The following is a 20,421-nucleotide window of genomic DNA, read 5'->3' as shown; positions in this document are numbered from 1 at the left end:
GTCTCCTGGGAAAGGACGGGGTGGGCGGTGGTGCGCCGGCGCCTCAGGCGTCGATCGCGGTGATCTTGACCTTGGTGAGCGGCTGGCGGTGGCCCTGACGCTTCTTGTACCCGGTCTTGTTCTTGTACTTCTGGATGATGATCTTGGGGCCCTTGACGGCCTCCATGACCTCGGCGCGGACCACGGCCCGGCCCAGGGTGTCGGCGTCGGTGGTCACGGTGGACCCGTCGACGAGCAGCACGGGAGCGAACTCCACGCTGTCCCCGGCGTTGACACTGCCCTTGACCTTGTCGATGGTCAGGACGTCGCCGACGGAGACCTTCTCCTGGCGGCCGCCAGCACGGACGATCGCGTACACGTTCAACTCACTTCCTGCAGTCGTGGAGGGGTATGCAGCACCCGGCGGTGCGGGCCGAGCCGCCGCCGGAGCGACGACTACCAGACCCGCCCCGTGCGCGGGGCGAACCGACGCACCAGCCTACCCTGGCCGGGCCTCGGTGGCCAAACCGGTCCGGCCCGGGCTCAGTCGTCGATCGGCTCTCCCGCGGCGTCGGCCCCGGTCGGCGGCCCTGCCGGTGCGACGACCCGGCCGCGCGGGCGGCGTCGCCGGGGCTGCGTGACCGGCTCGGGCTCCTCGGCGGTCCCGGTCGTGGCGGTCCCGGTCGTCGCGGTCCCGGTCGTCGCGGCGGGGGCCGCGTCCGGGACACCGCCGGCGGTCTGCGTCTCGGACGGGGCCGCCGTTCCACCGGCGTCCTCGCTCACCGTGGCGGCGGGGGCGTGGGCAGCGGCGGGAGCGTCCTCGGCCGCCTCCTCGGCGACGGCCCGGGCGGCCGCGTCCGCGGCCGGAGCCGGAGCCCCGGCGTGCAGGGCGGCAGCGTGGGCCGCCGCGGCGATCTGGGCCGGGGTGGGACCGTTGGGGTTGGGCACGGGCAGCACGTTGCGGGCCTCGCTGCTGCCCCCGTTGCTCCCGTTGCCCCCGGTCGGGCCGGACCGGCCCTTGCCGCGGCCCCGACGACCACCGGCACCGCCGGCAGGCTCGTCCTGGGCGCCGCCCCGGGTGGCGACCGGCTCGGTGTGCACCACGACGCCGCGACCGGCGCAGTGGACGCAGGTGTCGGAGAAGACCTCGATCAGGCCCGACCCGACGCGCTTGCGGGTCATCTGGACCAACCCCAGCGAGGTGACCTCGGCCACCTGGTGCTTGGTCCGGTCGCGCCCCAGGCACTCGAGGAGACGGCGCACGACCAGGTCGCGGTTGGCCTCCAGCACCATGTCGATGAAGTCGATGACGATGATGCCGCCGATGTCGCGCAGCCGCAGCTGGCGGACGATCTCCTCGGCCGCCTCGATGTTGTTCTTGGTGACGGTCTCCTCGAGGTTTCCGCCTGAACCGGTGAACTTGCCGGTGTTGACGTCCACCACGGTCATCGCCTCGGTCCGGTCGATGACCAGCGAGCCGCCCGAGGGAAGCCACACCTTGCGGTCCATCGCCTTGGCGATGGCCTCGTCGACCCGGTGGGCGGTGAAGATGTCGGTGGACCCGGTGTGGCGCTCCACCCGGTCGGCCAGGTCGGGGGCGACCTCGTCGATGTACCGCTTGACCTCGGCCCAGGCCTCCTCGCCGGAGACGACCAGCTTGGAGAAGTCCTCGGTGAAGACGTCGCGGATGACCCGGACGGTCATGTCCGGCTCCCCGTGCAGCAGCGCCGGGGCGTTGGCCCCCTTCGCCTTGGCCTGGATGCGCTCCCAGGTGGCGGTCAGCCGCTCGACGTCGGCGCGCAGCTCGGCCTCGGCGGCCCCCTCGGCAGCGGTGCGCACGATGACACCGGCGTCCGCAGGGACGACCTCCTTGAGGATCTTCTTCAGCCGGGCTCGCTCGGTGTCCGGCAGCTTGCGGGAGATCCCGGTCATGGAGTTTCCCGGAACGTAGACCAGGTAGCGCCCCGGCAACGAGATCTGGGACGTGAGCCGCGCACCCTTGTGCCCGATGGGGTCCTTGGTGACCTGCACGAGGACCGACTCGCCGGACTTCAGCGCGTTCTCGATCCGCTTGGGCTGGTTGCCCTCCAGACCGGCCGCGTCCCAGTTCACCTCACCGGCGTACAGCACCGCGTTGCGGCCCTTGCCGATGTCGACGAAGGCCGCCTCCATGCTCGGCAGGACGTTCTGCACGCGGCCGAGGTACACATTGCCCGCCATCGTGCTCTGCGCCGAACGGGAGACGTAGTGCTCGACCGGGACGCCGTCCTCGAGCACCGCGATCTGGGTGCGGTCGGGCAGGCCCCGGACCACCATGACCCGGTCCACGCTCTCGCGACGGGCCAGGAACTCGGCCTCGGTGATGATCGTGCGTCGCCGACCGGCCTCACGGCCTTCGCGACGCCGCTGACGCTTGGCCTCGAGCCGGGTCGAACCCTTGACCGAGGACACCTCGTCCTGGGTCGTGCGCTCCGCCTGGCCGGACTCTCCGCTGCGCCGCCGGCGCCGACGACGCCGGGTGCCGGCTGCTCCGTCGTCCTCGCCCTGGTCGTCCTGGTCCTCGTCCCGGGCCGCGCCCTGACCCTCGTCCTGCGCGCCGCGGTCGGTGTCACCGCCGGAAGCTCCGGCGGGACGTCGGCCCCGACGGCTGCGCGAACGGCGTCGACCTGACCCACCCTGGGTGTCGTCGTCCCCGTCCGACCCCTCGGGCGCGTCGGGCCCTTCCGGGTCGGTGGAGTCGTCGGTGGGCTCCGGACCGGTCTGCTCGGTCCCGCCGTCGTCGCCGGCTCCCTGCTCCGAGCCCGACCGGGTGCCGCGGCGGCCCTTCCCGCCGCGCCGCCGTCGACGTCCGCCGCGGCCACCCTCGTCGTCGGAGCCGTCGTCGTCCGACCCCGTCCGGTCGGTCTCGTCCCGGTCCCCCCGGTCGTCGCCGACTCCGGACGCACGCGCCTGTTCCCGTCGACCCCTGACCGGTCCGTCCCGGTCGTCCTTGGCGGCCGCGTCGTGCCGGTCCTCCTGGGCCTGCTCGTCCTGCTCGTCCTGCGGCTGGTCGGTCGGTGTGGTGACCCCGGAGGTCGCCCGGCGCGACCGGCGTCGAGGAAGGTCGGACAGGTCGGGCGCCTGGAAGACCACGCCGAACGAGGGCCGACGGACCTCCACCTGCTCCTCCTCCCCGACCTGGACGTGGTCCTCGTCCTGCTGGGGCTGCTCCTCGTCCTGCCCGGACCCGGGCCGTCGAGCCTGGTCCGACCCGGGAGCGTCCTCCTCGGTCACCTCGTGCTCGGCCGGATCCTGCTCGGGCGTCTCGTCGTCGGCCGGATCCTGCTCGGGCGTCTCGTCGTCGGCCGGATCCTGCTCGGGCGTCTCGTCGTCGGCCGGATCCTGCTCGGGCGTCTCGTCGTCGGCCGGGTCCTGCTCGGACGCCTCGTCGTCGGACAGGTCCTGCTCGGACGCCTCGGCCGCGTCGGGCGTCCCGACGTGCTGCTGCTCCTGCGACCGGGCCGTGAGCTCGGCGGTGATCTCGGCGAGCCGGCCGGCGCGGTCGTCCGGGTTCTCGACCCGGTCCTGGGCGCGTTCCTCGCCGGGGGTGCTGGTCTCCTCGGACACGCTGTGCCTTTCTGGGCCTCGCGGCGAGTCCACACCGGGTCCGGGTAGGACCCACTCCCCGCGCGGCGCGGGTGCAGTCGTCCAGCCCTGTCGGGCTCGGACGGAAGTCGTCCAGGTCGCCCACGCGGTTCGCGCATCTGGCGCGGCACCGGTGGGGCGGTGGGAGTCGGCTCGATCTTCACGACGGCGTCGCGTGCCGGCAACTGCTGCCGCACAGCGAGGGGACTCGCACCGGACGGGCAGCGGTGTGGTGACTTGCCCGACCGCTGTCAGTATCGCACAAGCAGCGCCGCACGCCCCATCGTCCGCCGACGCGCGCGTCGCCCGGGGTCGCCGCACCCTGCACCCCGGCCGCCGGCCGCGCACCTTCGGCCGGTTCAGCCCCCCAGGCTGTCCGAGACCTGGTCCCCCACGAGGGGCCCCTGCCGCAGCCGGGTCGACAGCGGACGCGGGAGCGGGGTCCCGCCCACGAGACCGAGAGCGGTCCAGACCTCCTCCGGGCGCACCGTGGGGACGGTGTGGCGCAGGGTGACGAGAAGGACGACGTCCCCCGGTTCGGCCGGAACCCCCGGGACCTGGTCGGCGGCGACCGTCATCCCCAGGACGGCGGCCCTCACGTCCAGCTCCCTGGGCCCCTTCTTCATCATCCTGGTCACGAGCAGCTCCTCGGCCGCCAGCAGCGCCGCCACCGCGGCGTCGACCGCCCCGGTGTCGACGGGCGTGCCGTCGGCCCGGAGGCGCAGCGCCCACAGGCTGCCCTGGAGCCGGTCGGCCAGCGCGCCGGGGAGGTCGTCGGCGTCCTGGACCTCCACCACGTCCAGCCCGTCCGGGAGTGCCTCGTCCAGAACCGGCGCCACCCGGGCGGGGTCCACCCGGCGGGTGAGGGCGATCTCGACGTACTCGGCCTCGCTCGCCGTCCCCGTGGGGGCGGCGTTGGCGTAGGAGATCTTGGGGTGCGGGTGGAAGCCGGCGGAGAAGGCCACCGGCAGGCCGGCCCGCCGGACGGCCCGCTCCAGGGCCCGCTGGAAGTCCCGGGTCGAGGTGAACCGCATCCGGCCCCGCTTGGCGTAGCGCACGCGCAGCCGCTGGACCGTGGGATCGGGTGCCGGACCCTCGGGAACGCGACGCGTGGCCATGGGCGGACAGGCTAGTCGGCCGATCCTCACCCGCCCAGGACGGCCTCCTGCACCGTCGTGGGGGGCCTCGGTCCCCGACGGGGTGACCGAGCGCCTCGCGGTTGACGGTACGGTAGGCAGCGGCACTCGACGTCGAGGCCGGACCGGAGCTCAGCCCCGGGCTGTGCTGCGGTCGCCCCCGTCCATCCCGACCCGAGGAAGCCCCCTTGCGTGCTGTCAACTTCTCCGCCGGCCCTGCCGCCATGCCGCTCGAGGTGCTCGAGCGGGCCCAGTCCGAGCTGACCGACTGGCGGGGGTCGGGAATGTCGGTGATGGAGATGTCCCACCGCTCCCCGGAGTTCGTCGGCATCGCCGCCGAGGCCGAGCAGCGGATGCGGACCCTGCTGGCGGTGCCGGACGACTACGCGGTCCTCTTCCTCCAGGGCGGCGCCACCGCCCAGTTCGCCGCTGTCCCGCTCAACCTGGGCGCACCCGGGGCGCGCACGGCATACCTGAACACCGGGTCCTGGTCGAAGAAGGCGATCGCCGAGGGCCGCAGGTTCACCGACGTCCAGGTGCTCGCGGACGAGAAGGCCTCGAACTACGCCTCCGTCCCGGCGCCGGGCTCGTTCGAGGTGCCCCAGGACGCCGCCTACCTGCACTACACCCTCAACGAGACCATCGGCGGGGTCGAGTTCCCCTACGTGCCGGACGCCGGGGACGTCCCGCTGGTCACCGACGCCAGCTCGACGATCCTGTCCCGACCCATGGACGTGACCCGTTACGGCGTGGTCTACGCCGGGGCCCAGAAGAACCTCGGCCCCTCCGGGATCGTCGTCGTCGTCGTGCGGCGCGACCTGCTGGGTCGACCCCGGGCCGACGTGCCCTCGGTGCTGGACTGGACCGCCATGGCCGAGGCCGACTCCATGCTCAACACCCCGCCGACGCTGGCGTGGTACCTCGTCGGTCTGGTGCTGGAGTGGGTCCAGGAGCAGGGTGGGCTGGAGGCCATGGCTGCGCGCAACCGGGCCAAGGCCGAGCTGCTCTACGGGGTGATTGACGCCTCGGACTTCTACGCCAACCCCGTCGAGCCGGCCGCCCGGTCCTGGATGAACGTGCCCTTCCTCGTGCCCGACCCCGCCCTGGAGAAGCCGTTCGTCGCCCAGGCGGCAGCGGCCGGGCTCTCCGGCCTCGCCGGGCACCGGAGCGTGGGCGGCATGCGCGCCAGCATCTACAACGCCATGCCCCTGGAGGGCGTGCAGGCCCTCGTCGACTTCATGACCGAGTTCGAGCGGAAGAACGGCTGACCCATGAGCACCTTCGCGATCCAGACCCTCAACGCCATCTCGCCGATCGGCCTGCAGCGCCTCGACCGGGACGTCTTCGACATCGGCACCGACATCGCCGAGCCCCGGGCGCTCCTGCTCAGGTCGGCCGACCTGCACTCGGTGGAGATCCCCGAGACGGTGTATGCCGTGGCCCGCGCCGGCGCGGGCACGAACAACATCCCGGTGGACCGGCTCGCCGCCCGCGGCATCCCGGTGTTCAACACCCCCGGCGCCAACGCCAACGCGGTCAAGGAGCTCGTCATCGCCGGCATGCTCCTGGCCGCGCGCAACCTCTACCACGCGGCCGACTACACCCGTGACCTCGTGGCCGGGCGGTCGCTGTCCGGCAAGGAGCTCGACAAGCAGGTCGAGGCCGGCAAGAAGCAGTTTGCCGGGTTCGAGCTGCCCGGGCGCACGCTCGGGGTGATCGGGCTGGGCGCGATCGGCGTGCTCGTGGCCAACGCCGCCCAGTCGCTGGGGCTGAAGGTCCTGGGGTACGACCCGGCGATCACGGTGGAGCGCGCGTGGCAGCTCTCCCCCCAGGTGGAGCAGGTCACGAGCGTGGAGGAGCTCTTCTCCCGCTCGGACATGATCACCCCCCACGTGCCGCTCGTCGAGGGCACCAGGGGCCTGGTCGACGCCCACCGGATCTCCCTCATGCCCGAGGGCGGCGTGATCCTCAACTTCGCCCGGGGCGGGGTGGTCGACGAGGCCGCGGTCCTGCAGGCCCTGGACTCCGGCCACCTGCACGCCTACGTCAACGACTTCCCCACCGAGGCCGGGGCGATCCACCCCAAGGTCATCGCCCTGCCCCACCTGGGCGCCTCCACGGGTGAGGCCGAGGACAACTGCGCCGTCATGGCGGTCGACCAGCTCTCCGACTTCCTGCTGCACGGCAACATCCGCAACTCGGTCAACTTCCCCGAGGTCGTCATGGCCCGCACGCCGGGGACCACCCGGCTGGGGATCTTCAACCAGAACCGGCCCACGATGATCGGGCAGATCACGGGGGTCCTGGGCGAGGCCGGGCTCAACGTGGCCGAGTTCACCAACCGGTCCAGGGGCGACTACGCCTACACCCTCGTCGACGTCGAGGGTGAGGTGCAGGACGACCTCAAGCAGGCGATCCTGGCCATCGACGGGGTCGTGCGGGCCCGCAAGCTCTGACCCCTCCCCCGGGTCCGCGGGTCGCGTCACCCGGACGACGTGGTCACGTCCCGGACGACGTGGTCACGTCCCGGACGACGTGGTCGCGCCCCGGTCGACGTGGTCACGTCCCGGTCGGGGGCGCGTCGGCCCCGGGCGCGATGCCGGTCCTGCGTCCTCAGCGCACCACGGACAGGGGCAGCAGCCGCTTGCCGGTGGGGCCGACCTGGATCTCGGTGTCCATCTGCGGGCACACGCCGCAGTCGAAGCACGGCGTCCACCGGCAGTCCTCGACCTCCCGCTCCTCGAGGGCGTCGAGCCAGTCTTCCCACAGCCACTCCTTGTCCAGGCCGGAGTCGATGTGGTCCCAGGGCAGGACCTCGTGCTCCCCCCTCTCCCGGGTGGTGTACCAGTCCACGTCCACCCCGGTCCCGGCCAGGCCCGCCTCCGCGGCCGACATCCAGCGCTCGTAGGAGAAGTGCTCGTTCCACCCGTCGAACCGCTGCCCGTCGCGCCACACCTGCTCGATCACCGCGCCCAGCCGCCGGTCGCCCCGCGAGAGCAGACCCTCGACGATCCCGGGCTTGCCGTCGTGGTAGCGGAACCCGATGGCCGACCCGTAGCGGCGGTCGGAGCGCAGCGCCTCGCGCAGCTTGGCCAGCCGGGCGTCGGTCTGTTCCGCCCCCAGCTGCGCGGCCCACTGGAAGGGGGTGTGCGGCTTGGGCACGAACCCGCCGATGGAGACCGTGCAGCGGATGTCGCGGTGCCCGGAGACCTCCCGCCCGGTGTCGATGACCCGCTTGGCCAGGTCGGCGATCTGCAGGACGTCCTCGTCGGTCTCGGTGGGCAGCCCGCACATGAAGTAGAGCTTGACCTGCCGCCACCCGGCCGCATAGGCGGCGCCGACCGTGCGGATGAGGTCCTCCTCGGTGACCATCTTGTTGATCACCTTGCGCATCCGCTCGCTGCCGCCCTCGGGGGCGAAGGTCAGTCCGGACCGGCGCCCGTTGCGGGTCAGCTCGTTGGCCAGCTCGATGTTGAACGCGTCGACCCGGGTCGAGGGCAGCGAGAGGCCGGTCTGGGTGCCCTCGTAACGGTCCGCCAGGTCCTTGGTGACCTCGGCGATCTCGGAGTGGTCGGCCGAGGACAGCGAGAGCAGCCCGACCTCCTCGAAGCCGGTGGCCTCCAGGCCCCGCTGGACCATGTCGCCGATCCCGGTGATCGAGCGCTCCCGGACCGGGCGGGTGATCATGCCGGCCTGGCAGAAGCGGCACCCTCGGGTGCACCCGCGGAAGATCTCCACGCTCATCCGTTCGTGCACCGACTCGGTGATCGGCACGAGCGGTGCCTTGGGGTAGGGCCAGGAGTCGAGGTCCATGACGGTGTGCTTGGCGACCCGCCAGGGCACGCCCGCCCGCGCGGGGGCGACCCGCTGGATCCGCCCGTCCGGCAGGTAGTCCACGTCGTAGAACGCCGGGACGTAGACGCCGCCGGTGGCGGCCAGCTGCAGCAGCAGCCCCTCGCGGCCGCCGGGCCGCCCGGCCTCCTTCCAGCCGCGCAGGATGGCCGAGACCGCGAGCACCGCCTCCTCGCCGTCGCCGACGACCGCGGCGTCGACGAAGTCGGCGACCGGTTCGGGGTTGAAGCTGGCGTGGCCGCCGGCGATCACCAGCGGGTGCTCCTCGGTGCGGTCGCGGGCGTGGAGCGGGATGCCGGCGAGGTCGAGCGCGGTGAGCATGTTGGTGTAGCCCAGCTCGGTGGAGAAGCTGAGGCCCAGGACGTCGAAGTCGCCCACGGCCCGGTGGGCGTCCACCGTGAACTGGGGCACCCCGTGCTCGCGCATCAGGGTCTCGAGGTCGGGCCACACCGCGTAGGTGCGCTCGGCCAGGACCCCGGGCTGCTCGTTGAGGACCTCGTAGAGGATCATGACGCCCTGGTTGGGCAGGCCGACCTCGTAGGCGTCGGGGTACATCAGCGCCCAGCGCACCGTGTGTTCGCCCCCGCAGTCCCAGGCCTTGACCTGCGAGTTCAGCTCACCACCGACGTACTGCACCGGCTTGCTCACCTGCTCGAGCAGGGGCTCCAGCCGGTCGAGGACGGAGGCTCCGCGGGGACGGCTCGGGACGTCGGTCGGCGAGGACATGCGGTCCAGCGTATGCAGCCGCGCCCGCCGGGGGGAAACGAGCGCCGCCGCCGGGGGATCCCCGGCGGCGGCGCGTCGACGCGTGCGCCCTAGCTCTCGACGTAGAACCTGTCCAGCTCGTCCTTGTACTTGGAGGTGACGGCCTTGCGCTTGAGCTTCATGCTCGGCGTGAGGTCACCCTCCTCCACCGACAGGTCGTGGTCCAGGATGTGGAACTCCTTGATCTGCTCCCACCGGTTGAGCTGGGAGTTGAGCTCGTCGACGTAGCCCTGGACCATCTCCCGGGCCTTCTCCGAGGTGACGATCTGCCGGTAGGAGTCCCCTGCCATCCCGTTCTGCGCACCCCAGGCAGCGATGGACTCGGGCTCGAGGGTGACGAGCGCGGAGACGAACTTGCGCCCGTCGCCCTCGATGATGAGCTGGCTGGCGTAGGGGCAGATGCCCTTGAACCGCGACTCGATGAGCGAGGGGGCGACGTACTTGCCGCCGGACGTCTTGAACAGGTCCTTCTTGCGGTCGGTGATCGTCAGGAAGCCGTTCGGGTCCACCTCGCCGATGTCACCGGTGGCCAGCCACCCGTCGTCGAGGCTGGCGGACGTCTCCTCGGGCAGCTGGTGGTAGCCCTCCATGACCCCGGGTCCCTTGAGCAGGATCTCGCCGTCCTCGGCGATGCGCACCTCGGTGCCGGGCAGCGGCCACCCGACAGAGCCGAACTTGTAGCCACCGGGCGCGGGCCGGTTGACGAAGGAGGCGGCGCTGGTCTCGGTGAGCCCGTAGCCCTCGAGGATGAGCAGACCCATGGCGTCGAACCAGCGGGCGACGTCGGCGTTCAGCGCGGCCGAGCCGGAGATGAAGAAGCGCACCTTGCCGCCGAACCGTCCGCGGATCTTGCTGAGGACCAGCTTGTCGGCCAACCGGTACTTGGTGGCCAGCAGCCCGCCCGGCTGTCCGCCGGCGGCCCGGATCTCCCCGACCTCCTTGCCCACCCCGGAGGCCCAGGTGAAGAGCTTGGCCTTGACCCCGCCCTCGTCCATCATCATCGTGGTGATCTTGCCGTAGACCTTCTCGAAGATCCGCGGTGCGGCCCCCATGAAGGTGGGCTGGACGACGGCGACGTTCTCGACGATCTTCTCCGGCCGTCCGTCGACCGCGGTGGGGAAGCCGATCTGCAGCGGCAGGGCGAGCAGGACCTTGCCGAAGACGTGCGCGAGCGGAAGCCAGAGGTACTGCAGGTCGTCCTGGCTCAGGATGCCGATGGAGGCGACCGCCGCCGCCTCGTAGGTCCACGCCGAGTGCGGCAGCCGCACCCCCTTGGGTCGACCCGTCGTGCCAGAGGTGTAGATGATCGTGGCGAGGTGCTCGGGGGTGAGGCCGTCGATGCGGGCGTCCACCACGCCGGGCTCACGCTCGAGCCGGGCACGGCCCAGCTCCTCCAGCTCGGCGAAGGTGATGACCTGCTCCCCGTCGCCCTCCCCGTCGACGACGACGACCTTGAGCACCCCGCTCATCTCGTCGGCGCGCTCGCGCAGCTTGGCCACCTGGTCGCCGTCCTCGGCGATGACGACCCGGCTGCCGGAGTCGGCCACGATGTAGGCCACGTCCTCGGTGATGGTCGTGGGGTAGATGGTCGTGGTGGCGGCGCCGGCGCACATGACGGCCAGGTCGGAGAGCACCCATTCGATCCGGGTGGAGGACATCAGCGCGACGCGCTCCTCCGGCTCGACCCCCAGCTCGACCAGGCCGGCAGCCAGGGCGTAGGCCCGGTCCCGGGTCTGGCTCCACGTCAGGGACGCCCACCCGTCCCCGACCGGGTGCCGGAAGGCCTCCCCCTCGGGCAGGGCCTGGACACGTTCACGGAACAGGTGGCCCACGCTGGGGGCACGGTTCTCGATGATGCTGCGGTCGACCTTCTCCTCGGTCACGGAACGGGCCATCGTCAACTCCTTCGTCGGCAGGCACGGGCTGGCCCGATTCTGTCACGACGCCTGCCCGGAGTCAGCGCCCCCCACGCCGGTCCTGCTGCGCCGCCGACACGAGCGCCACGGCGACCCAGCAGGCCAGCATCGAGGAGCCTCCGTAGGACAGGAAGGGCAGCGGCAGCCCGGTGACCGGGACCAGGCCCAGGTTCATCCCCACGTTCTGGACCACCTGGAAGGCGAACCAGCTCGCGACCCCCACGGCCACGAGCCGGGCGAAGGGGTCCTCGCAGCGCAGGGCCACGACCAGGGCCCGCAGGACCAGGAAGCCCAGCAGCAGCAGGAGCCCGCCGGAGCCGAGGAGGCCCAGCTCCTCGGCCGCGACCGAGAAGACGAAGTCGGTGTGCTGGAACGGGATGAACCCGCCCTGGGTGTGGGGGCCCTCCCCCAGCCCGGCGCCGTCCCAGCCCCCCGCGGCCACCGCCAGCCGCACCTGGCGGGTCTGGTAGCCGATGCCCTCCGGGTCCAGCGTGGGGTCCCGGAAGGCGAGCAGACGGTCGACCTGGTAGGGGTCCAGCAGGGGAACGCGGACCGCGGCGACCACGGTCGCGACGGTGCCGGCCAGCGCGGCCGCCGTCCACCACCACGACGCGCCGGAGGCGGCGACCACCCCGACGGTGAGCATGCCCAGGACGAGCGCGCTGCCCAGGTCGGGCTGGAGCAGGATAAGCAGGACCGGCACCCCCGCCAGGACCCAGGCCAGCAGGACCTCGCGGGCACGGGGCGGCCGCCACCGGTCCCGTCCCTCGGCCAGGATGACCGCCAGGCCGAGCACGAGGCCGATCTTGGCCAGCTCGGCCGGCTGGAGCGAGAAGCCGCCGGGCAGGAAGAGCCAGGAGCGCGACCCGTTGACCGTCTGTCCCACCGGGGTCAGGACGAGCACCAGGCCGCCGACCCCGGCCACGACGGCGAACGGGGCCAGGGCCCGTAGCCGGCGCACGTCGAGCAGGAGCACGCCCAGGGCGGCGGTCATCCCCACCGCGGTGTTCACCACGTGCCGCACGGCCAGGGCCGGACCGACCTGCTCGTGGGTGGCGGACCAGACGAGCAGCGCTCCCACGACCGAGAGCCCGCCGGCGGCCACGACCAGGCCCCAGTCCGCCCGGGCGAGCCGGGTCACGACGGGGCGCGACGACATACCCCGGCTCAGCCGAGGAGGGCGCGGGTGCGGTCGACGTCGGCGGCGATCTGCTCCAGCAGACCCTCGACCGTCTCGAACCGGTCGTTGCCGCGCAGCCGGCGCGCGAAGTCCACGGCCACCGTCTCGCCGTACAGGTCGAGGTCGTCGCGGTCCAGGACGTAGGCCTCGACCGTGCGCTCGACGTCGCCGAAAGTCGGGTTGGAGCCCACCGAGATCGCCGCCGGCAGCCGCCGGTCGGGGTGCTCCGCCGGCAGCGACGGGCGCTCGAGCCAGCCGGCGTAGACGCCGTCGGCGGGCACGAGCCCCTCGCTGTCGGTGCTCAGGTTGGCGGTGGGGTAGCCCAGCTCCCGGCCCCGGTGGTGGCCGTGCACGACCTCGCCCGAGACCCGGTGGGGCCGGTCGAGGATCTCGGTGGCGGTCTCCATGTCCCCCGTGGCGATCGCCTCGCGCAGCGCGGTGGAGGACCAGCTGCGCCGGCCCCGCTCGTGCTCACCCACGGTCCCCTGGACGAGGACCTCGAAGCCGTAGGCCTCGCCCAGCTCGCGCATCGTCCCCACGTCCCCGCTGTTGTGCAGGCCGAACCGCGAGTCCTGGCCGAGGACCACGACCTGCGAGCGCAACCCGTCCACGAACGTCTGCACCACGAAGTCCTCGGGGGTGAGCAGGGCGTACTCGGGGGTGAACTGCACCACCACCACGCCGTCCAGCCCGAGGGCGGCCAGCAGGTCGAGCCGGTGGTCCAGCCCGGTGATCTCCCGGGGCGCCCGGTCCGGGTGCAGCACGGCCACCGGGTGCGGGTCGAAGGTGACGGCCACGGAGGCCAGGCCGCGCTCCCGGGCGGTCGCCACGACGGTGTCCAGGACGGCCCGGTGGCCGCGGTGGACACCGTCGAAGTTGCCGAGCGTGGCGACGGTGGGACCCAGGTCGGCGGGAACCTCGTCCAGGCTCGTCCATCGGTGCACGGGCGCCTACTCTACTTCTGCCCGGCGGGCGCCAGGACCACGCGCGCACGCGCGGTGGGACCGCTCTCGTCGAGGACGGCCACCAGGACGCCCTCGGGCGAGAAGGCGGCGACGGGACTGCTCCGGCCGGGCTCGGCGGAGGGGACGCGCTGACCGTAGCCGAGCGCCCGGGCCTCGGCCTCGTCCAGGTCACGGGCCGGGAGCGTGGCCCGGGCCGCGTCCGCCAGCGCCAGCAGGTGGGCTCCGGCCCCCTCGCCCGCGTCCGGGTCCAGCTGCTCCAGGGTCGCCGCCCGGTCGAGGGTGAACCCTCCGACCCGGGTCCGGCGCAGCGCGGTCAGGTGACCGCCGACCCCGAGGGCGGTCCCCAGGTCGCGGGCCAGCGCACGCACGTAGGTGCCCGAGGACACCTCGACCTCCACGTCCAGGTCCACGACCCGGTGGCCGTCGTCCAGGACCACGTCCCGGCGGGCGAGCACGTCGAAGCGGTGCACGGTCACGGGGCGGGCGGCCAGCTCGACGTCCTCGCCGGCGCGCACCCGGGCGTAGGAGCGGCGCCCGTCGACCTTGATCGCGCTCACCGCGCTGGGCACCTGCTGGACCGGCCCCGTGAGCGAGCGCACCGCCGAGGCCACCTGATCGTCGGTCAGGGAGCCCGCGTCGGCCCCGCCGGTCACCTCCCCCTCGGCGTCGTCGGTGAGGGTGGAGCGCCCCAGGCGCACGGTGGCGGCATACCCCTTGTCGGAACCGACGAGGAAGGTGAGCAGCTTGGTGCCCCGGTTCACCCCGAGCACCAGGACCCCCGTGGCCATCGGGTCGAGGGTGCCCGCGTGCCCCACCCGTCGGGTGCCGCACAGGCGCCGGGCCCTCGCGACGACGTCGTGGCTGGTCCAGCCGGCGGGCTTGTCGACGACGAGCAGTCCGTCGCCGACGCCCTCAGCGCTCATCCGCCGGGACGTCGTCCCCGTCGTCGTCCTCGGCCGCCGGCCGCCGGTAGGGGTCCGGCTCGCCGGCGTAGGCCGCCGCCGCCCGTTCGCGCGCCAGCTCCGCGTCCCGCTCGGCCACCTGGCGCAGCAGGTCGTCCATGTGCGCCGCGTCCTCCGGGAGGGCGTCGAGGATGAACTCCAGGCTGGGCGTCAGCCGGATCCCCAGACCACGGCCCACGAAGGAGCGCAGCCGTCCGCGGTAGGTCTCCAGGATCTCGGCCGCGGTGGCGCGGTCCTCCTCCTGGCCCAGGACGGTGTAGAAGACGCTGGCGTGCTGCAGGTCCCCGGTCACGCGGACGTCGGTGATCGTGACGAAGCCCAGGCGCTGGTCCTTGACCACCTGGGACAGCCCCTGCGTCACCAGCTGCTTGATGCGCTCGGCGATGCGGCGGGCGCGGGCCTGGTCTGCCATGGGTCCTCCTGGGTCGTCGGTGTTCCGGGCGGTGTTCCGGGCCCGACCATCCTACGGACCGGCAGGACCTGTCGGCGCCAGGGCGTGGGATACCCTCCGGGGTATGACGTGGGCGGCCAGGGGTGCCCGCGCGGGCGCTCTGTCCGTCCTCGCGGTGGGCTGGGGGCTGCTCGCCCACCTCGGTGCGGACGGGCACGGCGCCGGGGGCGGGGTCCGCCCGGGTGCGCTCCTGTGGGCCGGCACGGCCACCGTGCTGCTCGCCTGGTTCCTGCCGGCCCGCCGTGCCGGCTCCGGGCCGGTGGCCCGGGCGGCCCGGCTGCTCGTGGCCGTGGGCGCGGGGCAGGCGCCACCCATGCCGCGCTGGCGCTGGCGCCCCTGCTGTCGCAGCAGACCCGGTCGCCCGTCGCGACGCCGGGGGCGCGCGGCCCCGCCGCCCACGACGGGCACCTGGCGGTCGTGGTCGCAGGCCCCTCCCCCTCCGAGCTGCTCGCGGCGCTGGGCCACGGGGGGACCACGATGCTCCTGCTCCACGGCCTCGCCTCGCTCACCGTCGTCGTCCTCCGGGCGGCTGCCGCCACGCTGTGGCGAGAGGCGGTGGCGTGGTGGGGACGGTTGGTGGCCCCCGGCACGGTGCGGGGGCCCGTCGGACCCCGGTGGCCGGTGGCCGGCCGCACGGTCCTGGCCGCCGCCTGCACCGCGCACCGCTCCTGGGACGGAAGGGCCCCGCCGACGCCGTCGGCCGTGCTCTGACCCCTTCCCCCCGCACCAGCTTCCAGGAGATCCCATGCCCATCGCCCGCTCCGCGCGCTCGGCGCTCGTCCTCACCCTCGCCCTGGCCGTCACCCTGACCGGGTGCGGCCCCGCCACCGGTCCGGCCGACGCGCCTCCGGCCACCCCGGACGCCACCTCCGCCGGTGCCGGCCTCGTCCTCGTGGACGGGTGGGCCAAGGCCACGGACGGTCCGATGACCGGGGTCTTCGGCGCGCTCACCAACGACGGCGGCACGGACCTGCACCTGGTGGAGGTGCGCAGCGAGCTCGCCGGGACGTCCGAGATGCACGTGACCGTCGACGACGGCGCGGGCGGACGGGTCATGCGCAGGGCCGAGGACGGCTTCGTGGTGCCCGCGGGCGGCGAGCACGCTCTGGAGCCCGGCGGTGACCACCTGATGCTCATGCAGCTGGCGGAGCCGGTCGGGACGGGCCAGGAGGTGGACCTGGTGGTCGTGGACTCCGACGGCGTCGAGCACGAGCTCACGGTCACCGCCCGCGCCTTCTCCGGGGCCGAGGAGGACTACGCGCCGGGAGAGCACACGGAGGCACCGTGAGCAGCGCTCAGGTCGGCCGGCGCACGCTCCTCACGGGGAGCCTGCTGGGGGGCGCGGGCGCCCTCGCACTGGCCGGGGGAATCGCCTCCTCGGGGACCCGGTCCACGGACCCGGCGCAGGCCAGGACCCCGGCGGGCGGGCCGGGCGACCTGGTCGTGCCGTTCCACGGGGAGCACCAGGCAGGGATCGCCACGCCTCCTCCGCCCCACGCGGTCTTCGTCGGACTGGACCTGGACGACGGCGTCGGCGCGACCGGTCTGGGCCGGCTGATGCGGGTGTGGACCGACGACATCTCCCGGCTCACCGCGGGCGTGCCACCGGTCACCGACCAGGAGCCCGAGGTGGCCGTCCGCCCGGCCGGGCTGACCGTCACCGTCGGCTGGGGGCCGAGCCTGTTCGACCGGACCGGCCTGGTCGACCGGCGCCCGCCCTGGCTGACGCCCTTGCCCTCGCTGCCGGTGGACGACCTGGACGAGGCGTACGGCGGGACCGACCTGCTGCTGCAGCTGTGCTCCCACTCCCCCGTCCCGCTGGCCCACGCCCGTCGTCTGCTCGTGGGTGCGGCACGCGGCATCGCCACGCCGCGCTGGGTCCAACCGGGCTTCCGCGATCCCGCGGAGGCGGCCGGCCTGGCCTTCCGCAACGAGTTCGGCCAGGTCGACGGCACGGTCCAGCCGGACGTGGCCGACCGCGACGCCGGGCTGCTGTGGATCGGCCCGGACGCGCCGACGCACCCGGGGTGGGTCGGAGGGTCCAGCCTGGTCCTGCGCCGGATCCGGATGGACGTGGAGGGCTGGGAGCGGGCTGACCGGGTCGCCCGCGAGCACGCGGTCGGGCGGGACCTGGCCACCGGTGCCCCCCTCACGGGTGGCCGGGAGGGCACCCCCGTGGACCTGCACGCGCTGACGCCCAGCGGCCTGCCCGTCGTCGACCGGCACGCCCACGTGCGTCGGGCCGGCGCCCAGGCACCCCACGAGCGCTTCCTGCGCCGCCCGTACAGCTACGAGCAGGTCGGGAAGGACGGGAACGTGGAGACCGGGCTGCTCTTCGCCGCCTTCCAGGCCGACCCGGTGCGTCAGTTCCTGCCCGTCCAGCGCCGCCTGGCCGAGGGCGACCTGCTCAACCTGTGGACGGTGCCCGTGGGCTCCGCCGTCTACGCCGTGCTCCCCGGCTGCGCCGAGGGCGGCTGGCTCGGCCGTTCCCTCCTGGCCTGAGAGCCCGACGCCCACGCCGCGAGGCCCGGCCCGTCACGGGGACGGACCGGGCCTCGCGGCGTGCACGACGGCGGTCAGCTGCGGGGGATCTCGCGCATCTCGTAGGTGGCGATGAGGTCGTCCGCCTGCAGGTCGTTGAACGACCCCAGGTTGATGCCGCACTCGAAGCCCTCGCGGACCTCGGTGACGTCGTCCTTGAACCGCCGCAGACCGGCGATCTCCAGACCCTCGGTGACGACCACGCCGTTTCGGGTGATCCGGGCCTTGGCGCCGCGGCGGATCTCGCCGCTGCGGACCAGGCAGCCCGCCACGTTGCCGAACTTGGAGCTGCGGAAGATCTCGCGGATCTCCGCCGTCCCGGTCTCGAACTCCTGGTACTCCGGCTTGAGCATGCCCTTGAGGGCGTTCTCGATGTCCTCGATGGCCTGGTAGATCACGCCGTAGTAGCGGATCTCCACGCCCTCGCGCTCGGCGTAGTCGGCGTTCTGGCCCTCGGCACGCACGTTGAACCCCAGGATGATCGCGTCGGAGGCGACCGCCAGGTTGATGTTGTTCATCGTGATCGCACCCACGCCGCGGTCGATGATCCGCAGGTCGACCTCGTCGCCCACGTCGATCTGCAGCAGCGCGTCCTCCAGTGCCTCCACCGAACCGGAGACGTCACCCTTGAGGATGAGGTTGAGCGTCTCCACCTTGCCCTGGGCCAGGGCCTGGGTGAGGTCCTCCAGGCTGATCCGCTTGCGGGACTTGGCCAGGGCCGCCTGACGGTCGGCCGCCTCGCGCTTCTCGGCGATCTGCCGAGCGGTGCGGTCGTCCGGAGCCACCAGGAAGGTGTCGCCGGCACGGGCCACCGTGTCCATGCCCAGCACCTGCACGGGCCGCGAGGGCGGCGCCTCCTGCAGGTTGTTGCCGTGCTCGTCGAGCATGGCCCGGACCCGTCCGTGGCTGGCGCCCGCGACGATCGCGTCACCGACCCGCAGGGTGCCCTGCTGCACGAGGACGGTCGCGACGGCGCCACGACCCTTGTCCAGGTTGGCCTCGATGGCCACGCCGCGGGCGTCCTTGTCGGGGTTGGCCCGCAGGTCCAGGGCCGCGTCGGCGGTCAGCAGGACCGCGTCGAGCAGCTGCTCGATGTTCTGCCCCTCCTTGGCGGAGACGTCGACGAACATCGTCTCGCCGCCGTACTCCTCGGCGACCAGGTTGTACTCGGTCAGCTGCTGACGGATCTTGGCGGGGTTGGCACCCTCGACGTCGATCTTGTTGACGGCCACGACGATCGGCACGTTGGCCGCCTGGGCGTGGTTGAGCGCCTCGATGGTCTGCGGCATCACACCGTCGTCCGCGGCCACGACCAGGATCGCGATGTCGGTCACCTTGGCACCACGGGCACGCATGGCGGTGAACGCCTCGTGACCCGGGGTGTCGATGAAGGTGATCGCCCGCTCCTCGCCGTCGTGGGAGGCGTGGACCTGGTAGGCACCGATGTGCTGGGTGATGCCTCCGGTCTCGCCGGCCCCGACCTCGGACTCGCGGATCGCGTCCAGCAGCCGGGTCTTTCCGTGGTCGACGTGACCCATGACCGTCACGACCGGCGGCCGCGGCAGGAGGTCCTCGTCGGACTCCGCCTCCGCCTCGGCCTCGAGGTCGATGTTGAAGGCGCTGAAGAGCTCGCGCTCCTCCTCCTCCGGCGAGACCACGCGGATGTCGTAGCCCAGCTCCGAGCCGAGGACGGCGAAGGTGTCCTCGTCCAGCGACTGGGTCGCGGTGGCCATCTCGCCGAGGTGGAAGAGCACGGTCACCAGCGACGCCGGGTCGACGTTGATCTTGTCGGCGAAGTCGGTCAGCGAGGCACCGCGGCGCACCGTGATGGTCGCGCCGTTGCCGCGCGGGACGTTGACGCCACCGATCGACGGCGCCTGCATCTGCTCGAACTCGGCGCGCTTGGCCCTCTTGGACTTGCGCCCGCGGACCTTTCCGCCGCCGCGCCCGAAGGCACCCGCGGTGCCACCGCGGCCGCGAGGACCGCCGCCACGACCACCGGGGCCGCCACGGAAGCCACCCGGAGCACCGCCCGGTGCACCACCGGGGCCGCCGCCGGGACGACCTCGACCGCCGCCGGGGCGCGCGGGGCGCTCACCGGGACGGGGCACGGCCGCACGCTCGGGCATCATGCCCGGGTTCGGCCGGGCGCCGCCGCCGGGACGCGGGGCCGCCGGACGGGGCCCGCCGGGACGAGGTCCGCCCGGGCCGGCCTGGGTGCCGCGCGAACCACCGGGACGGGGCATCCCCTGGCTGGGGGCGAAGGGGTTGTTGCCGGGGCGCGGCGAGCCGCCGCCCCGCTCTCCACGGTCGGCGCCACGGTCGGCGCCACGGTCTGCTCCGCGCTCGCCGCCTCCGCGGCGCTCACGGCCCATGCCCTGGCTGGAGGAGAAGGGGTTGTTGCCCGGACGGGGTCCGGGCTTGACCCCGGGACGGGCCGGGCGGGGACCGGGGGTCGCGCCCGACTCGGGCCGCCGGTCGCCCGCGGGCTCGGCCGCCTGCTCCGCGGCGGGCTGCTCGGGCGCCGACGGGGAGGGCCGCGGACCGGGCCTGGCACCAGGGGTGGCCGGGGACGGGCGGTCTGGCCTCGTCTCCGCGGCGGGGGCGGGGGCCTCCGGCTGCGCGGGCGCGGGCTCGACAGGCGTGGACGGGGGCGTCGGCTCGGCGGCTGCCGGGGCCTGCTCGGCCCCGGGCGCCGACGAGGGGCGGGGTGCGGACTTCGGTCCCGGCTTGGGAGCACGGGACGACTGCCCGGGCTTGCCGGAGGAGGACGCCGGGGCGGCGGGCGCGGGCGCGCCGGCCGCTGCGGGCGGGTTCTCCCGGATCTTGCGGACGACAGGGGGTTCGATGGTCGACGATGCCGACCGGACGAACTCTCCCTGCTGCTTCAGGTGGGCGAGCAGCTCCTTGCTCTCGACCCCGAGCTCCTTGGCGAGCTCGTAGACCCTGAGTTTGGCCACGGTGTGGTGTCTCCTTGGTGTAGCGCCACGACCGGGCCCCTGCAGGGCACGCCCGTGACTAGTGCTGGTGGGTGCTCATCGCTGAGTACT

At 73.4% G+C, this 20,421-nt stretch carries 15 protein-coding genes; 5 read left to right on the top strand and 10 right to left on the bottom strand.

Annotated features, from left to right (window positions below):
• Window positions 1-43 precede the first annotated feature (43 nt).
• The 3 genes from rplU to ACWHYA_RS10855 form a co-directional block, all read right to left on the bottom strand.
• On the bottom strand, window positions 44-358 hold the full coding sequence (gene rplU, locus ACWHYA_RS10865; protein WP_425941814.1) for a 50S ribosomal protein L21: 315 nt from the start codon (window positions 356-358) through the stop codon (window positions 44-46).
• Between the two features lie 164 nt (window positions 359-522).
• Window positions 523-3,585, bottom strand: a complete 3,063-nt coding sequence (locus ACWHYA_RS10860; RefSeq protein WP_425941149.1) for an Rne/Rng family ribonuclease — start codon at window positions 3,583-3,585, stop codon at window positions 523-525.
• 377 nt (window positions 3,586-3,962) lie between these two features.
• On the bottom strand, window positions 3,963-4,721 hold the full coding sequence (locus ACWHYA_RS10855; RefSeq protein ID WP_425941151.1) for a TIGR03936 family radical SAM-associated protein: 759 nt from the start codon (window positions 4,719-4,721) through the stop codon (window positions 3,963-3,965).
• A gap of 206 nt (window positions 4,722-4,927) precedes the next feature.
• On the opposite strand from ACWHYA_RS10855, the gene serC reads away from it, so the two are divergent.
• Window positions 4,928-6,007 (top strand): 3-phosphoserine/phosphohydroxythreonine transaminase, encoded by a 1,080-nt coding sequence (gene serC / locus ACWHYA_RS10850; RefSeq protein ID WP_425941152.1) that lies wholly within the window; start codon window positions 4,928-4,930, stop codon window positions 6,005-6,007.
• Between the two features lie 3 nt (window positions 6,008-6,010).
• On the top strand, window positions 6,011-7,195 hold the full coding sequence (locus ACWHYA_RS10845) for a phosphoglycerate dehydrogenase (protein ID WP_425941154.1): 1,185 nt from the start codon (window positions 6,011-6,013) through the stop codon (window positions 7,193-7,195).
• Window positions 7,196-7,352: 157 nt separating this feature from the next.
• On the opposite strand, the gene ACWHYA_RS10840 is transcribed toward ACWHYA_RS10845, so the two are convergent.
• From ACWHYA_RS10840 to rbfA, 6 genes are all read right to left on the bottom strand, one after another.
• Complete coding sequence (locus tag ACWHYA_RS10840) at window positions 7,353-9,317, bottom strand: TIGR03960 family B12-binding radical SAM protein (protein ID WP_425941155.1); 1,965 nt, start codon at window positions 9,315-9,317, stop codon at window positions 7,353-7,355.
• Window positions 9,318-9,406: 89 nt separating this feature from the next.
• Window positions 9,407-11,251, bottom strand: a complete 1,845-nt coding sequence (locus ACWHYA_RS10835) for an AMP-dependent synthetase/ligase (RefSeq protein WP_425941157.1) — start codon at window positions 11,249-11,251, stop codon at window positions 9,407-9,409.
• Window positions 11,252-11,312: 61 nt separating this feature from the next.
• Window positions 11,313-12,431, bottom strand: a complete 1,119-nt coding sequence (rodA, locus tag ACWHYA_RS10830) for a rod shape-determining protein RodA (protein WP_425941159.1) — start codon at window positions 12,429-12,431, stop codon at window positions 11,313-11,315.
• A gap of 8 nt (window positions 12,432-12,439) precedes the next feature.
• Window positions 12,440-13,396, bottom strand: a complete 957-nt coding sequence (locus ACWHYA_RS10825) for a bifunctional riboflavin kinase/FAD synthetase (protein ID WP_425941161.1) — start codon at window positions 13,394-13,396, stop codon at window positions 12,440-12,442.
• Window positions 13,397-13,407: 11 nt separating this feature from the next.
• Entirely contained in the window at window positions 13,408-14,340 is a 933-nt protein-coding gene (gene truB, locus ACWHYA_RS10820; RefSeq protein WP_425941163.1) for a tRNA pseudouridine(55) synthase TruB, read from the bottom strand.
• Window positions 14,330-14,791, bottom strand: coding sequence for a 30S ribosome-binding factor RbfA (gene rbfA / locus ACWHYA_RS10815; protein WP_425941165.1), 462 nt, complete (start codon window positions 14,789-14,791; stop codon window positions 14,330-14,332). Before rbfA ends, truB begins: the two co-directional genes overlap by 11 nt.
• Window positions 14,792-15,247: 456 nt before the next feature.
• On the opposite strand from rbfA, the gene ACWHYA_RS10810 reads away from it, so the two are divergent.
• Genes ACWHYA_RS10810 through ACWHYA_RS10800 form a run of 3 tightly spaced genes read left to right on the top strand, consistent with a single transcriptional unit; the run spans window position 15,248 to window position 17,332 of the window.
• The gene (locus tag ACWHYA_RS10810; RefSeq protein WP_425941167.1) at window positions 15,248-15,541 is read left to right on the top strand and encodes a hypothetical protein; all 294 of its coding nucleotides are present in this window, start codon (window positions 15,248-15,250) and stop codon (window positions 15,539-15,541) included.
• A gap of 34 nt (window positions 15,542-15,575) precedes the next feature.
• Window positions 15,576-16,118, top strand: coding sequence for a copper chaperone PCu(A)C (locus ACWHYA_RS10805; protein ID WP_425941169.1), 543 nt, complete (start codon window positions 15,576-15,578; stop codon window positions 16,116-16,118).
• A complete protein-coding gene (locus tag ACWHYA_RS10800; RefSeq protein ID WP_425941170.1) occupies window positions 16,115-17,332 on the top strand; it encodes a Dyp-type peroxidase in 1,218 nt (405 codons plus the stop codon). Before ACWHYA_RS10805 ends, ACWHYA_RS10800 begins: the two co-directional genes overlap by 4 nt.
• Window positions 17,333-17,406: 74 nt before the next feature.
• On the opposite strand, the gene infB is transcribed toward ACWHYA_RS10800, so the two are convergent.
• Window positions 17,407-20,331 carry a translation initiation factor IF-2 gene (gene infB / locus ACWHYA_RS10795; RefSeq protein ID WP_425941172.1) on the bottom strand — a complete coding sequence of 975 codons (2,925 nt, stop codon included), beginning with the start codon at window positions 20,329-20,331 and terminating at the stop codon, window positions 17,407-17,409.
• Window positions 20,332-20,421 lie beyond the last annotated feature (90 nt).

The sequence above is a fragment of the Ornithinimicrobium carbonis genome, assembly GCF_977012275.1.
This window is presented reverse-complemented; position numbering and strand designations above follow the sequence as displayed.